This window comes from Phyllobacterium brassicacearum (genome assembly GCF_003010955.1).
GTDB classification, from domain to species: domain Bacteria; phylum Pseudomonadota; class Alphaproteobacteria; order Rhizobiales; family Rhizobiaceae; genus Phyllobacterium; species Phyllobacterium brassicacearum.
The window spans coordinates 102,263-115,933 of the sequence record NZ_PGGO01000011.1; the positions used below are offsets into that span (position 1 = coordinate 102,263).

The window sequence follows — 13,671 nt, forward strand, 5'->3', positions numbered from 1 at the left end:
ATTAGGAAAGTCACATTTTTGTTCATCTGGAGATATCATGTCCAAACGCCCATCCATCAGTTTCGCCAAATTTGCGCCCGTCGAAAGCGGCACTGCAATCTTGCTCGTCGCCGCTGAAGGCCGAACCGCTGCGGAAGCCGAATCTGTTGTCGGACCAGCATTGCTGTCGCGTATCATTGATGTCTCGGAATTCAAGGGAAAAATGGCCGCGGGCCTTTCTACGATTGCGCCCGCGGGCACGGAACTGGAGCGCCTCGTGCTGGTAGGCAGCGGCGACCCAGCCAAGCTGAAGGCAGATGACTGGTTGAAAATCGGCGGCGCCGCCCTTTCGAAGATCGGCACGGCCAAGAATGTTACAGCCATCCTTGCTCTGCCCGGCGTTGAAATATCGGCTGAGAATGTTGCCGACTTCGCCCTCGGCATGCTCCTGCGCTCCTACACCTTCGACAAATACAAGACAAAAAAGGGTAAGGACAACAGCGAGGAGAAGGAAGACAAATCTGCAGCCAAGATCACGATACAGGTTGCCGATCCCGGTGCAGCGAAGAAGTCATATGCTCATGCCGAGGCAGTGGCGGACGGCGTCGTTCTCGCACGCGATCTGGTCAATGAGCCCGCCAATATCCTCGGGCCCGTCGAATTCGCCGAACGTGTCGAAGAATTGAAGAAACTCGACGTCAAGGTGGAAATTCTTACTGAGAAGGACATGAAGAAGCTGGGTATGGGCTCGCTTCTTGGCGTCGCACAGGGCTCCGCACGCCCGGCGCGTCTTGCTATCATGGAGTGGCATGGCGGCAAGGGCAAAGACAAGCCAATCGCTTTCGTGGGCAAGGGCGTCACCTTCGACTCAGGCGGTGTCTCGATCAAGCCTGCTGCCGGCATGGACGAAATGAAGGGTGACATGGGCGGCGCCGCCGCTGTGACCGGTCTCATGCATGCTCTTGCCTCTCGCAAGGCCAAGGTCAATGCTGTTGGCATTATTGGTCTCGTTGAAAACATGATCAATGGCGACGCCCAGCGTCCGGGCGATATTGTCACGTCCATGTCTGGCCAGACCATTGAGGTCCTCAATACCGATGCAGAAGGGCGCCTCGTCCTCGCCGACGCGCTGTATTATTGCAATGAACGCTTCAATCCGAAGTTCATGGTCAATCTTGCGACCCTGACTGGGGCAATCATGGTAGCGCTGGGCGTCTATCACGCCGGTCTCTTCTCCAATGACGATACGCTTGCCGGACAACTTTTCGAGGCCGGCCAGGCAACGGGTGAAAAGCTTTGGCGCATGCCGCTCGGCGACGAATATGACAAGCTGATCGACACCAAGAATGCCGACATGAAGAACATCGGCGGCCGTCACGGCGGAGCGATCATCGCGGCGCAGTTCCTGAAGCGTTTTGTCGGCGACACCCCTTGGGCGCATCTCGATGTCGCCGGCACGGCGATGGGCGCGCCGGCCACGGAATACAGCCAGTCCTGGGCATCCGGTTTTGGTGTGCGGTTGCTCGACCGGTTGGTTCGAGATCACTTCGAAGGCTAGATCCAGTGGAGGTCAAACTCTACGGCACCGAAGAAAGCGTCTACACGCGCATCGTGCGGCTCGTCCTTCTGGCAAAAAAGGTCGAGTTCGCGCTCATCGAAGCCGATCCGTTTGAAGGGGGCGTTTTGCCGGAAGACTACGATCTTCGGCATCCGTTCAAGCGGATTCCAGCGTTCGAAATGGATGGCGTTCGTCTCTATGAGACGGATGCCATCGTCCACTATGTTGATGCGATCATCGATCCCAAACTCACTCCGGGCGACTCCCTTGTCGCGGCGCATATGCGCCAGATCATGCGGATTGTCGACAATTACGCCTATGCGCCGCTGGTTTGGGGCATCTATGTTCCAGTTTGGTGGCGAGACGGGCTTGAGCCGTCAGACGAGGCCGTAGGAAAAGCCAGGCATGTCCTGGGCGTCATTGAGGGTTTCCTTGATTCCTCACCCGATGCTTGTTTCAACCAGCAGACGTTGGCCACATTCTATCTCGCAATCGTCCTCGCTGCGGCCGACAGCGTGACGCAGGGCACAGCTCTGATTGACGAACGGCTCCGCTTGCGTGAATGGTGGAATGGCTTTCGAATGACACCAATCATGACAAAGACCAGATCGAAACACACGAAATTCTGACCTTGGGCGATAATGACCGAAATCCTCTTCTACCACCTGACAGAATCGACGCTGGAAAATGCGCTGCCTGGTCTGGTCGAGCGTTCCCTTGCGCGGCAGTGGAAGGTAGTCATTCAGACCGGTTCGGAGGAGCGGCGCGACAGCCTGGATAATCATCTGTGGACCTGGTCCGATACTTCCTTTCTGGCTCATGCCACCGATCAGGAGCCACATCCGGAAGAACAGCCCATCATCCTGACGACCGGCGACGGTAATCCGAATAATGCAACCGTGCGGTTCCTCGTTGATGGGGCCGAACCACGGAATGTCGAAGTCTATGAACGGCTCGTTCTGATGTTCGATGGCCATGACCAGCAACAGCTGGAGCAGGCGAGGGCACAATGGAAATTGTTGAAGACCCAGGGCCATACGCTGACTTACTGGCAGCAGAACGCCGAAGGGCGGTGGGAGAAGAAGGCTTGAGATGCGTCTGTTTCTATTGCTTCTCCTGATCATTGGTCTCTTGCTCGGGATTGGATATCCATGGGTAGCCACGAATTTCTCCGGCGAGGAGATCGGTACGTGGCGCGTCTACGATCGCCCGGGGCCATACAAGCCCGTCACTCTCAATCTGAAGCAAAACGATGCGACGGTACGCGCATTTGTCGATATGCAGCCTCTGCGCAACTTTGTTCCGACGGAAGGACGTACAGCGCTGACTGCAGTCGTAACCCGGCAGGGCAAGGACATTCTGGTCAAGACTTTGAGCTATGCCAGCTCCAAATCGACCAACAAGGGCTCGCCTCAGGGTCCGCAGGTCTATCGCGACAGCATCGGTGACATCGACTCGGTTGAAGATGGTAATTTCACGTTCACGATCGGTCCGGGCGATTATGACGGTCTGGAAGTTGCGCAGGTCGATCTCGTGTTGCGCCGGGGCGTCATCGCAGTCGATTGGCGCATCGTGCCCGCAGGTATCGCCCTGATTGTCATCAGCATTTTCGGCCTGATTCGTTTGCGCCGTGGCCGCAAGGTGGCGGCGAATGAGACGCCACCCCCGAAATGGGGCAGATGATGGCGGATCAGTCCAGCACTTTTCCAACGATCGTCACAGAGCGGCTGCGCCTGCGCCAGTTCGAGGCGAAGGATGATGTCGGCCTGCACGCCTGCCTCGGCGATGAAAAACTGATGCGTTATTGGGATTTCACCGCCTGCGAGACCATCCAGGAAACCCGCCGCTGGGTGCGCATTCTTGCCAAGACAACATCGCCATACGACTCACTTGCCTGGGCTGTCACGGACAGGAAAACCGATGAGTGCATCGGCATGGTGAACTACCATCATCGCGAGGCACGCAACCACAGGCTGGAGATTGGTTATATTCTCAGCGCCAGATGCCATGGGCACGGCTTCATGAGCGAGGCAACGCAAGCACTGGTGGCGCACTGCGTCGACAATCTGAAAACGCGCCGGATTACGGCGATCATCCATCCTGACAATACGCCCTCCATCAGGCTCGTGAAGCGTCTCGGATTCGAATGTGAGGGCGGACCGCTGCGCGATTATTGGCGCGTCGGAAGCAACTATATGAGCCCGATGCTCTACAGCTTCATCGCAAACTGACGCTCGTTCTTTGGCTTTTCGGTGATGCGGTAGGCGCAGCGCCGTGCACCTTTCAGTATGTGTTCGAAGCGCTTGATCTCCACATTTGGGCCAAGCACTGCCTGAAACACCTCCAGCTCGGACCTGCACAATTTCTGGCACGCTCTGGCTGCGACGCAGATTGGGCAGTGGTTCTCGATCAGTATAAAAGCGCCACTTTCATCCCGACTGGCTTCAGCCATATAACCCTCGGCCGAACGTATTTCCGCGAGGTGGTTGACTTTGGCCTCGACGCCATCCAACGGCTCAAGCGCCGTGCGGTATTGAGTAAGGGTCGTTTTTTCCCTGTGGGAGATCAGCCGGTCGAGACCGTCATCGCCAAATACAGCCGATACGGAGGCCAGGATATCTGCGGTCAAGCCGGCATGGTTATCGGGAAATTGTCCATTTCCGGCATTAGTCAAGTGCCAGAACCGCTTCGGCCGGCCCACGCTTTCGCGACTGTCTTCGAAATCAACGAGGCCGTCCTCGTGGAGACGGGCAAGCATCTGCCGCACCGCAACGGGAGTAACGCCAAGCCGGTCGGCCAGGGCGGCCGCGGTCTGTGGCCCGGAAACCTTGAGCGAATAGAGCATGCGATTTGTCGTGCGATCCTGCATGGACATAAGATAGCAAGAAAAATTTAAAAAGCTATTGCTTGTTTTATTAAGAGGAATATAAAAACAAAAAGCTTGTTAAATTGAGGAAATGCCATGCACGATACAGAAGAAGCCGGCAGTACCAGCTGGTCGGAACTCCTGAGCCCCTCCTATTCGGCGGCAACACTGACGCTATGCCTTGGAGTGGCGCTCTTCGCCTTCAATGGTTTCCTTGTTTCCACGTCTCTTCCGACGGCAGTGCGTGAAATCGGCGGACTTGAGCTGATTTCCTGGGCTTTCACGCTCTATCTCGTCCTTTCCATTGTCGGCGGCGCCAGCGGCGCATTGCTGAAGGCCCGAGTCGGCGCAAGAACGGCACTGGCCGGTTCGGCGCTTGTGTTCCTTGCCGGAACGCTTATCGCAGCTTTTGCATCGTCGATGACAGAGGTCCTGATTGGACGCGCCTTTCAGGGTTTGGGCGAGGGCATCATTGCGGCGATCTGCTATGCGCTGATTCCTGAACTTTTCCCCTCGCGGCTCGTTGCCAAGGTGTTCGGTGCGGAGGCTGTGGTCTGGGCCGTCGCTGCATTTGGCGGACCGCTTGTATCTGGACTCCTGACCGAGCATCTGTCATGGCGCGCTGCCTTCCTTGTCAATGTACCCCTGGCTTTGATCTTCATCGCGCTGGTCTTCCGCATCGTGCCCAAGTTTTCCGGTGAGATCGCACGCCTTTCCGTGCCCTTCCTCCGGTTAACTGCAATTGGTTGCGGCATTATGCTGGTTGCCCTTGCCAGTATCATGCAGACGCTTACGGTAGAGGTGCTGCTCGTTCTTGGGTCCGCGATTGTCCTGGCGTCAGTCGTTATGGTGGACAGGCGCAGCCGCATACGACTCTTTCCCTCCGATGCTTTCGCGCTGAATTCCATTGTTGGCATCGGCCTATGGATCGTCCTGCTTATGCCGGTCGCCCAGGCATCTACGTCGGTTTATCTGGTTATGACACTGCAGGATCTCTGGGGCTATGGACCCACCAAGGCAGGTGCCTTCAATGCCACGTTCGCCGTTGCATGGAGCACAGTTGCTATCCTCGTTGCCAATATTCAGGATCCGCGTAAGCGTGCATGGTTGATCCGGCTCGGACCGACTCTTCTCGTTGCCGGCCTCGCCACCATCGTCTTCGGCTTCTTCGCCGATCTGCCGCTGGTCGTAATGCTGGGCCAGATCGGCATTGGCACCGGCTTTGGTGTCAGCTGGGGTTTCCTCAGCCAATCGGTCATGGAATCGGCGCGCAGCGGTGAACGCGACCGTGCCTCGGCCCTGCTGCCAACCCTGCAGTCCGCCGGTTACGCGATCGGCGCCGCTGTCGCCGGTCTCGTTGCCAACGCAGTGGGCTACCCTGAGGCCACGACACCCGACGCCCTGCGTGACGCTACGATAATCATCTTCGCCGTCTCGACGATGATCGGGCTTGGTGCATTCGTGGCCGGATTCGCCTTGCCGATGCGGAGAAAGGTACTGCTGGCCGAAATGCCGAAGCAGTGAAAAAGGCGGCGATGGCTCTACAGATCCGCCATCGCCTCTTCATACTCGCTGGAAAGTGTCAGCCACTCTTCCTCAGCACGGGCGAGCGATGTCTTTGCGTAGCCGATCTCCTTGCCGATCTGCGTCGCCTTGGCAGGTTCGCGCGTATAGATGATCGGATCGGCGAGCTGCGTCTGCAGTGTGTCGATCTTCTTCTGGAAGCGGTGCACCTGTGTCTCGGCTTCCTGGATCTTCTTCTGCAATGGCTTCAGTGCCTCGCGCTTTTGCGCCGCAAGCTTGCGCTGCTCGGCCTTCGTCAGCTTCTGGCCCTCATCGGCAATGGCCTTGCCGTTGCCCGCCCGCTCGGCCTTGGCATCGGCCAGCACCAAAGAACGATAGGCATCGAGGTCGCCATCGTAGGGAGCAACGCCGCTATCCCGCACCAGCCATAACCGGTCCATCGTCGCTTCGATCAGGTGCCTGTCGTGGGCGATCAGGATCACCGCGCCATTGAAATCGTTGAGCGCATACATGAGCGCTTCACGGCTGTCGATGTCGAGATGGTTGGTCGGCTCGTCGAGGATGAGCAGGTTCGGACCATGGAAGGTCGCAAGACCCATCAGCAAGCGCGCTTTTTCGCCGCCGGAAAGATCCTTCGCCGCCGTGTTCATCTTGACGGTCGCCAGGCCCATCTGCGCAACGCGCGCCCGCACCTTGGCTTCCGGTGCGTCCGGCATCAGCTTGCGCACGTGCTCGATCGCATTGTCCTCGGGGATCAAATCGTCGAGCTGATGCTGCGCGAAGAACGAGATCTTCAGGTTCGGCGCAACGGTCATCCGGCCGTTTTGCAAAGGTAGCCGTCCGCCAATGAGCTTGGCGAGCGTTGATTTACCATTGCCGTTCGAACCGAGCAGGGCAATGCGGTCATCGGCATCGATGCGCAGGTTGAGGTGACGCAACACGGGCTTGCCCGGCGTGTAGCCTACTTCGCCGCCCTCGACGGCGATAATCGGCGAGGCAACCACTTTTTCCGGTTCCGGAAAATGAAATGGCATCACGTGGTCTTCAATGTGGGCCGAAATGGGCTTCAGCTTCTGCAATGCTTTCAGGCGGGATTGCGCCTGCTTGGCCTTGGATGCCTTTGCCCGGAAACGCTCGACAAACGCCTCCATATGCTTGCGCTGCGCTTCCTGCTTGGTGCGCTGCTTCTGCTGCAATTCCAGTGCTTCCGACCTCAGCCGCTCGAACTGGTCGTAATTGCCCTGCCAAAGGGTGAGCTTGGTCTGGTCAAGATGGATGATCGAGTTGACAGCCGAATTCAGCAGATCGCGGTCATGGCTGATGAGGATAACTGTGTGCGGATATCGCCGCACATAATCCTCGAGCCACAGGGTGCCTTCGAGATCGAGATAGTTGGTCGGCTCGTCGAGAAGTAGAAGATCAGGTTCTGCGAAGAGAACGGCGGCGAGTGCGACGCGCATGCGCCAGCCGCCCGAGAAGGACGAGGCGGGCCGCTTCTGTGCCTCCGCATCGAAGCCGAGGCCGGAAAGGATGGCGCCTGCGCGAGCTTCGGCCGAGTGGGCGTCGATATCGGCAAGGCGGATATGGATGTCGGCAATGCGGTGCGGATCGGTGGCGGTCTCGGCCTCTTCCAGCAAGGCTGTACGTTCTGCGTCGGCGGCAAGTACGATTTCGATCAGCGAATCCTCTGTACCTGGCGCTTCCTGGGCCACCTGACCGATCCGAACATTCTTCGGCAGGAAGAAATCGCCGGTTTCTGCGTGAAGCTCGCCGGTGATCACCTTGAACAGCGTGGATTTCCCCGCGCCATTACGCCCGACCAACCCTGCCTTTGTGCCAGAGGGAAGGTTCAGGCTGGCGTGATCGATCAGCAGGCGGCCGGCCATGCGCACGGAAATGTCGTCAAGAATAAGCATGGCCGCGCTTTTGCACGGGAATTGGCTTTTCCGCAAGCCGCTCCTGTTGCAGATATGTGCCGCGAAGGCCGGAAAATGGCCTCAAGAGAAGGGGCGACCCTCCTCAGTCCGTTGAAACTGGATGAGATCGAAGGAAGGAGCCGATTTTCCCAGCGCGGTCAAAATAGCGTGAGCCTGGCCGCGATGGTGCGTCTGGTGATTGAAGAGGTGTGCAAGCGCCGGCGCCAGCCGCTGGCTGATCGTCCGCATGTCGCTGACTGTCGTATACGTGAACCGCCCGGAAATGGCTGCATTGTCCAGCCTGTTGACCCAGTCAATGATGCGCGCATCTTCTTTGACACGTGCAGCCTTCAAATCCTCAAGCATATGGAAAAGTATTGCATCGAGAGCCTTTGGCGCTTCGCCTTCGCCAGTAAAGCGGTAGAGCCAGATGCGGTCGGTAACGAGGAGATGGTTCAGCGTTCCGTGCAATGATGAAAAGAACGCACGCATGTCGCGCCGGTATTCATCATTTTCGAGATCAGCCGCTGCCGCGTATAGCCGCTCGTTTGCCCAGCGATTATAGGCGGCGAACATGCGGAAATGCTGTTCCATCACATTGACTTTCTGTCGATAAGAGTCAGTCTTGCTGACATATTATCTGAAGGAGGGCGTCTTTCCATGGGAATTATTCTGCACGAACTCGTCGGTGCTGACAAAGGCCGTCCTTTCAGCCCGCATTGCTGGAAAACTGTCATGTCACTGGCGCACAAAGGGCTGCCATTTGACCGGAACACCATCTCCTTCAAGGACATTCCGCGGCTGGAGAATGGCTATTCCGCCAAGGTGCCGATTATCCGCGATGGCGAAAGCGTGGTGGCCGATTCCTTTGCGATTGCGCTTTACCTGGAGGATAAGTATCCGGACCGGCCATCGCTCTTCAAGGGTGAGGGCGGCCGTGCCATGGCGCGCTTTGTCGAGGGCTACTCGCAGATGATCCTCCATCCCTTCATCAATGTCGTGATCCTCATGCCCGTGCATGATCTGCTTGACGAGCCCAACAAGGCTTATTTTCGCGAGAGCCGTGAGAAGATGTTTGGCCGCAAGCTTGAGGATGTGGCGGCCGAACGCGATGCCAAGCGCGGTGCATTTACCAGGAGCCTCGAGCCCATCCGCAAGATGCTGCTGTCGCAGCCGTTCATCGGTGGCGATGGCCCTCTGTTTGGTGACTACATCATCTTTGGCGCATTCCAATGGGTTCGAGTCCTCACGCCGTACAAATTGTTCGATGATGGCGATCCCGTGCAGGATTGGTTCCAACGTTGCCTTGATCTCCACGGCGGCATCGCCCGCGAGATCAAGGCTGCGGCGGCATAGCACCACAGGCCCATCAGGGTGGAAAGGCAAATGGTCTATTGGCAAATGGGCCTGCTCCCGCTATAGAGCCGCCACCATTCCCCCTAATGACAAGGTTTCATTCCATGGCAATTGAACGTACTTTTTCGATGATCAAGCCCGACGCGACCCGCCGCAATCTGACCGGTGCTATCACCCAGAAGTTTGAAGAAGCTGGTCTTCGCGTTGTTGCTTCCAAGCGCGTCTGGATGAGCCGCCGCGAAGCCGAAGGCTTCTACGCTGTGCACAAGGAACGTCCGTTCTTCGGCGAGCTGGTCGAATCCATGTCGTCGGGTCCGACGATCGTTCAGATTCTCGAAGGCGAGAACGCCATTGCCCGCAACCGCGAAATCATGGGTGCGACCAACCCGGCAAACGCTGACGAAGGCACGATCCGCAAGACTTTTGCGCTGTCGATCGGCGAGAACTCGGTTCACGGTTCCGATGCCCCTGAGACCGCTGCTGAAGAAATCGCCTATTGGTTCTCGGGCACAGAAATCGTCGGCTGATCCGACATAAAATGATAAGAAAAAGCCGGGCTTGCCCGGCTTTTTTAATGTTCGGGATTAATCTTGCCGCGCCAGCCGCGCAACGACTTTTCCGGCCTCATCATGCAGGAGAAGCTTTCCCGTCGGGGCGTCAATTGCATAGGACCGCGCCTGCTCCAAGGCCGAGAAGAACTTTTGCTCCTGGTCCATCAGCGCGGGTGCACACATCATGCGAGTCGCTACCGTCGGGTTGAACGTGATCTTTGAGCCATCAATCGACGCGTTGCTCATGAAGCGGTTGCATCCGCCCGATCCCGTCACCGATCCGTCGGCATTGACCATCAGCGTGGTCTGCGCGTTGTCAATTACACCGCCACTGTTGATGTCTTCTGCAAGCCAGTTGATGTCTTTCAGATCATCACCTCGGGCAGACAAAGACAACACCAGCAAAACGAGTACGGCAACGAAGCCGATGATGAGCGATCCTATGGCGATGCGGTTCATTTGGCCTTTGTCCAGCGCTTGAGCGCTTCCTCGTCTTTTGCCTTTGCCTCGACCCAGCCGCTTGCTTCGCCGCTGACGAGATGCTGTTTCTTCCAGAAAGGTGCGGCATTTTTCAGGTAGTCCATCAGGAATGACGCTGCCTCGAATGCCGCCTGGCGATGTGCGGATGCGGCGACGACAAGGACGATGTTTTCACCGGGTTTGATGAATCCGTAGCGATGGATGACGGTCAGCCCGGTAAGGGTCCAGCGCGCAAGCACCTCTTCGGCAATGCGGCCGATTTCCGCTTCGGCCATGTCGGGGTAGTGTTCGATCTCAAGTGCCGACAGCGTCCCGCCCTCATCGCGGCAGAGCCCGCTGAATGTTACCACCGCTCCAATGTCGCGGCGGTGTTGGGTCATGCGGGCAATCTCGGCGGCCGTATCAAAATCGCTGCTCTGGATAACAATGAGCGGTTTGACCCTGCTCATGCCTCATCCCCCGGTCATCGGCGGGAAGAGTGCGATCTCGGTCGCTCCCTTGATCGGCGCATCGTGATCGACATGCTCCTGATTGATCGCAACGCGGATCACCTCCGGATACTCGAATGCCGCCTCATATTCCTCGCCGCGCGTTTTAAGGTGGGAAAGCAGATCGCCGACCGTCACGATGGATGGCTCAAGATCGAGATTTTCCTCACCCTTGCCGATGCGCTCGCGCACCCATGCGAAATAGACAAGTTTTGTCATTTTTGAATCCACCACACGTTTAATCCACTACGTGTTTCAATCCGGCCCGGAAATAATCCCAGCCAGTGTACAGCGTTATCAGGGCGGCAATCCACAACAGAATGATGCCGAAGATCGTGATGATCGGCACAATCTTGTCACCGGCCGGTCCTGCCAGCAGAAATGCGATGGCAACCATCTGGATTGTAGTCTTCCACTTGGCAAGCCGGCTCACGGGAACACTGACCTTGAGCTCCGCGAGATATTCGCGCAGACCCGAAACCAGGATTTCGCGGCACAAGATGATAATGGCGGCCCACAATGACCAGCCGGCGATGGTTCCGTCAGCAGCCAGAAGCAGGAGTACGGCCGAAACAAGCAGCTTGTCGGCAATCGGATCCAGCATGCGGCCGATCGTCGACGTCTGTTTCCAGATGCGTGCCAGATAGCCGTCAAAGAAATCGGTAATGCTGGCGATCAGGAATATCGCCAGCGCTCCCCAGCGGGCTGCGTCGCTGGATTGCAGCCGGCCCTCGAGGAAGAAGCAAAGGACCACGAGCGGAACCGCGATAATACGAGCATAGGTGAGGATATTCGGCAGTGAGTAGGCGTTGTTTCTGGGCATGTTTCCAACCAATCAAATCAGCGCCGATCAAAGGGGTTCGACCGCGATCCGTCAAGCACATCAATTGGGAGTCCGGCGCAATTATGTCGGAATGAGTTGCTACGTTCGGAAATGATCGCGAATTGTGATCGCCATCGCTTCAGATATACCCTCGACCTTCATCAAATCTTCGACAGCAGCCCGCGAAACCGCCTTCGCCGTGCCGAACTGATGCAACAGGGCACGTTTGCGTGAAGGGCCGATTCCGGCGATTTCATCGAGCGGGTTCTTGACCATCTCCTTCTTGCGCTTGGCGCGATGCGTGCCAATGGCGAAGCGGTGTGCCTCGTCGCGCAGACGCTGCAGGAAATACAGAACCGGATCGCGCGGTGGAAGGGTAAATGAGGGCTTACCCTCCATGAAAAACCGTTCGCGCCCCGCGTCGCGATCGACGCCCTTGGCGACGCCGATGGCCGTGACTTTGTCCGCAATGCCCATCTCCTGGAGAATGCCGCGCACAGCGCTCATCTGACCCTGACCGCCATCGATGAGGATGATATCCGGCCAGGCCGGAAAGGCATCGGAATCGTCATCGAATTCATCGATCTCAATATCCTCCGTCGGCGCGTCCTTGGTTTCCGGTGTGCCGTGTTCCTTCACAAGCCGGCTAAAGCGCCGTTCGATCACTTCGCGCATCATGCCAAAATCGTCGCCCGGTGTGATCTCGGTCGAGCGGATGTTGAATTTGCGGTACTGGTTTTTGACGAAGCCTTCGGGACCCGCCACGATCATCGCGCCAATGGCGTTGGTGCCCATGATATGGGAGTTGTCATAGACCTCGATGCGCCGCGGGGTCTTTTCGAGGCCGAATGTTTCCGCGACCCCTTTGAGTAGCCGCGACTGGGACGACGTCTCTGCCAGTTGGCGGCCCAGCGCTTCACGCGCATTGCTCAGCGCATGCTCGACCAGATCCCTTTTCTCGCCGCGCTGTGGAACACTGATGGTTACCTTGCGGTCGGATTTCGCCGTCAACGCCACCCCGAGCAATTCCTGGTCCTCGACGGTTTCGGAAAGCAGGATCAGGGCTGGGCAGGGCTTGTCGTCGTAGAATTGCGACAGGAACGCTCCCAGTACTTCGGCGCCGGAAAGCGAGGAGTCTGCCTTGGGATAATAAGCCCGGTTGCCCCAGTTCTGGCCGGTGCGGAAGAAGAACACCTGGATGCAGGTCACGCCGCCATCCTGATAAATCGCGAAGACATCAGCTTCTTCTACAGATTGCGGGTTGATGCCTGAATGAGACTGGACATGGGACAATGCCGAGAGACGGTCGCGATAGACTGCTGCGCGTTCGAAGTCGAGGTCTGCCGATGCTTCGCGCATGGCATCCGACAAATGCGTCTTCACGGCCTGGCTCTTGCCCGAAAGGAAGGCTTTGGTTTCGCTGACCAGTTCATCATAGTCCGCATCGCTGATCTCGCCGGTGCAAGGTCCGGAACAGCGCTTGATCTGGTAGAGCAGACAGGGCCGCGTGCGGTTTTCATAGAACGAATCCGTGCAGGTGCGCAGCAGAAACGCGCGCTGCAACGCATTGATTGTGCGCCCGACCGCACCGGCAGAGGCAAAGGGCCCGAAATAATCGCCCTTGCTCGACCGCGCACCGCGATGCTTGAAGATTCCGGGAGCGAGCCGTCTGTCCGTCTGTTTCGGCGCAGTCAGCAGAATATACGGGAAGGATTTGTCATCCCGCATCAACACATTAAAGCGAGGCCGCAAGCGCTTGATCAGATTCGCTTCCAGGAGAAGCGCTTCCGTCTCCGTGCGGGTGACAACGAACTCCATCTTCGCCGTTTCGCGGATCATACGTGCGATGCGGTTATTGTGGCCCTGACCGCGCGCATAATTGGACACGCGCTTTTTCAGGCTATGGGCCTTCCCGACATAAAGCACGTCGCCGCCCTCGTTGAACATGCGGTAGACGCCCGGCTTGTTCGGCAGGCGCTTGACGAGCGCTGCAATGACATCAGCACCGCTGGTGCCGTCACTGACGACGGCAGAATCCCACTCGATCGCGCTGATCAATGCGGCAACGTCACGTGGCGGCTCGCTGCTCGCGTCAGGCGTTTCGTCCTCGTCGTTCTCCATGTCGATGTC

16 protein-coding genes are annotated in these 13,671 nt (G+C 57.6%); 8 read left to right on the forward strand and 8 right to left on the reverse strand.

All coding sequences use genetic code 11. The features are described from left to right. Positions 1-37: 37 nt before the first annotated feature. From CU102_RS15735 to CU102_RS15755, 5 genes are read left to right on the forward strand one after another with little or no spacing between them, the layout of a single operon-like run. Complete coding sequence (locus CU102_RS15735; RefSeq protein ID WP_106712050.1) at positions 38-1,537, forward strand: leucyl aminopeptidase; 1,500 nt, start codon at positions 38-40, stop codon at positions 1,535-1,537. A gap of 5 nt (positions 1,538-1,542) precedes the next feature. Beyond that, positions 1,543-2,166, forward strand: coding sequence for a glutathione S-transferase family protein (locus CU102_RS15740; RefSeq protein WP_166648449.1), 624 nt, complete (start codon positions 1,543-1,545; stop codon positions 2,164-2,166). 12 nt (positions 2,167-2,178) lie between these two features. Continuing rightward, positions 2,179-2,628: a DNA polymerase III subunit chi gene (locus CU102_RS15745; RefSeq protein WP_106712052.1), complete on the forward strand. Its 450-nt coding sequence runs from the start codon at positions 2,179-2,181 to the stop codon at positions 2,626-2,628. A 1-nt stretch (position 2,629) separates the two neighbouring features. Beyond that, positions 2,630-3,220, forward strand: coding sequence for a hypothetical protein (locus CU102_RS15750; RefSeq protein ID WP_106712053.1), 591 nt, complete (start codon positions 2,630-2,632; stop codon positions 3,218-3,220). Continuing rightward, entirely contained in the window at positions 3,208-3,768 is a 561-nt protein-coding gene (locus CU102_RS15755) for a GNAT family N-acetyltransferase (protein WP_106712054.1), read from the forward strand. Before CU102_RS15750 ends, CU102_RS15755 begins: the two co-directional genes overlap by 13 nt. Here CU102_RS15755 and CU102_RS15760 read toward each other — a convergent pair. Next, the gene (locus tag CU102_RS15760; protein ID WP_245425361.1) at positions 3,747-4,382 is read right to left on the reverse strand and encodes a helix-turn-helix transcriptional regulator; all 636 of its coding nucleotides are present in this window, start codon (positions 4,380-4,382) and stop codon (positions 3,747-3,749) included. The two genes, CU102_RS15755 and CU102_RS15760, sit on opposite strands and share 22 nt — an antisense overlap. Positions 4,383-4,499: 117 nt before the next feature. Between CU102_RS15760 and CU102_RS15765 the strand changes: the two genes are divergently transcribed. Continuing rightward, positions 4,500-5,927 (forward strand): MFS transporter, encoded by a 1,428-nt coding sequence (locus tag CU102_RS15765; RefSeq protein ID WP_106712055.1) that lies wholly within the window; start codon positions 4,500-4,502, stop codon positions 5,925-5,927. A 17-nt stretch (positions 5,928-5,944) separates the two neighbouring features. On the opposite strand, the gene CU102_RS15770 is transcribed toward CU102_RS15765, so the two are convergent. Together CU102_RS15770 and CU102_RS15775 are read right to left on the reverse strand one after the other, a co-directional pair. After that, on the reverse strand, positions 5,945-7,843 hold the full coding sequence (locus tag CU102_RS15770; RefSeq protein ID WP_106712056.1) for an ABC-F family ATP-binding cassette domain-containing protein: 1,899 nt from the start codon (positions 7,841-7,843) through the stop codon (positions 5,945-5,947). A gap of 81 nt (positions 7,844-7,924) precedes the next feature. Further along, positions 7,925-8,437: a DinB family protein gene (locus tag CU102_RS15775; RefSeq protein ID WP_106712057.1), complete on the reverse strand. Its 513-nt coding sequence runs from the start codon at positions 8,435-8,437 to the stop codon at positions 7,925-7,927. 66 nt (positions 8,438-8,503) lie between these two features. On the opposite strand from CU102_RS15775, the gene CU102_RS15780 reads away from it, so the two are divergent. Continuing rightward, positions 8,504-9,199, forward strand: coding sequence for a glutathione S-transferase family protein (locus CU102_RS15780; protein ID WP_106712058.1), 696 nt, complete (start codon positions 8,504-8,506; stop codon positions 9,197-9,199). 104 nt (positions 9,200-9,303) lie between these two features. Beyond that, the gene (ndk, locus tag CU102_RS15785) at positions 9,304-9,726 is read left to right on the forward strand and encodes a nucleoside-diphosphate kinase (RefSeq protein WP_106712059.1); all 423 of its coding nucleotides are present in this window, start codon (positions 9,304-9,306) and stop codon (positions 9,724-9,726) included. A 57-nt stretch (positions 9,727-9,783) separates the two neighbouring features. Here the strand turns inward: ndk and CU102_RS15790 are convergent, their stop codons facing one another. The 5 genes from CU102_RS15790 to uvrC all read right to left on the reverse strand — a co-directional run bounded on the left by CU102_RS15790 (position 9,784) and on the right by uvrC (position 13,662). Continuing rightward, positions 9,784-10,209: an META domain-containing protein gene (locus CU102_RS15790; protein ID WP_106712060.1), complete on the reverse strand. Its 426-nt coding sequence runs from the start codon at positions 10,207-10,209 to the stop codon at positions 9,784-9,786. Continuing rightward, positions 10,206-10,679, reverse strand: a complete 474-nt coding sequence (locus CU102_RS15795) for a molybdenum cofactor biosynthesis protein MoaE (RefSeq protein ID WP_106712061.1) — start codon at positions 10,677-10,679, stop codon at positions 10,206-10,208. Before CU102_RS15795 ends, CU102_RS15790 begins: the two co-directional genes overlap by 4 nt. Before the next feature lie 3 nt (positions 10,680-10,682). Further along, the gene (gene moaD / locus CU102_RS15800; RefSeq protein ID WP_106712062.1) at positions 10,683-10,937 is read right to left on the reverse strand and encodes a molybdopterin converting factor subunit 1; all 255 of its coding nucleotides are present in this window, start codon (positions 10,935-10,937) and stop codon (positions 10,683-10,685) included. 19 nt (positions 10,938-10,956) lie between these two features. Then, positions 10,957-11,541, reverse strand: coding sequence for a CDP-diacylglycerol--glycerol-3-phosphate 3-phosphatidyltransferase (gene pgsA / locus CU102_RS15805; protein WP_106712063.1), 585 nt, complete (start codon positions 11,539-11,541; stop codon positions 10,957-10,959). A gap of 99 nt (positions 11,542-11,640) precedes the next feature. Continuing rightward, positions 11,641-13,662 (reverse strand): excinuclease ABC subunit UvrC, encoded by a 2,022-nt coding sequence (gene uvrC, locus CU102_RS15810; RefSeq protein WP_245425367.1) that lies wholly within the window; start codon positions 13,660-13,662, stop codon positions 11,641-11,643. Positions 13,663-13,671: the final 9 nt, after the last annotated feature.

Coding starts and splice junctions, on each gene's coding strand:
- CU102_RS15735 (WP_106712050.1), top strand. CDS start 38: ATGTCCAAACGCCCATCCATCAGTTTCGCCAAATTTGCGCCCGTCGAA.
- CU102_RS15745 (WP_106712052.1), top strand. CDS start 2,179: ATGACCGAAATCCTCTTCTACCACCTGACAGAATCGACGCTGGAAAAT.
- CU102_RS15750 (WP_106712053.1), top strand. CDS start 2,630: ATGCGTCTGTTTCTATTGCTTCTCCTGATCATTGGTCTCTTGCTCGGG.
- CU102_RS15755 (WP_106712054.1), top strand. CDS start 3,208: ATGGGGCAGATGATGGCGGATCAGTCCAGCACTTTTCCAACGATCGTC.
- CU102_RS15760 (WP_245425361.1), bottom strand. CDS start 4,382: ATGCTCTATTCGCTCAAGGTTTCCGGGCCACAGACCGCGGCCGCCCTG.
- CU102_RS15765 (WP_106712055.1), top strand. CDS start 4,500: ATGCACGATACAGAAGAAGCCGGCAGTACCAGCTGGTCGGAACTCCTG.
- CU102_RS15770 (WP_106712056.1), bottom strand. CDS start 7,843: ATGCTTATTCTTGACGACATTTCCGTGCGCATGGCCGGCCGCCTGCTG.
- CU102_RS15775 (WP_106712057.1), bottom strand. CDS start 8,437: ATGGAACAGCATTTCCGCATGTTCGCCGCCTATAATCGCTGGGCAAAC.
- CU102_RS15780 (WP_106712058.1), top strand. CDS start 8,504: ATGGGAATTATTCTGCACGAACTCGTCGGTGCTGACAAAGGCCGTCCT.
- ndk (WP_106712059.1), top strand. CDS start 9,304: ATGGCAATTGAACGTACTTTTTCGATGATCAAGCCCGACGCGACCCGC.
- CU102_RS15790 (WP_106712060.1), bottom strand. CDS start 10,209: ATGAACCGCATCGCCATAGGATCGCTCATCATCGGCTTCGTTGCCGTA.
- CU102_RS15795 (WP_106712061.1), bottom strand. CDS start 10,679: ATGAGCAGGGTCAAACCGCTCATTGTTATCCAGAGCAGCGATTTTGAT.
- moaD (WP_106712062.1), bottom strand. CDS start 10,937: ATGACAAAACTTGTCTATTTCGCATGGGTGCGCGAGCGCATCGGCAAG.
- pgsA (WP_106712063.1), bottom strand. CDS start 11,541: ATGCCCAGAAACAACGCCTACTCACTGCCGAATATCCTCACCTATGCT.
- uvrC (WP_245425367.1), bottom strand. CDS start 13,662: ATGGAGAACGACGAGGACGAAACGCCTGACGCGAGCAGCGAGCCGCCA.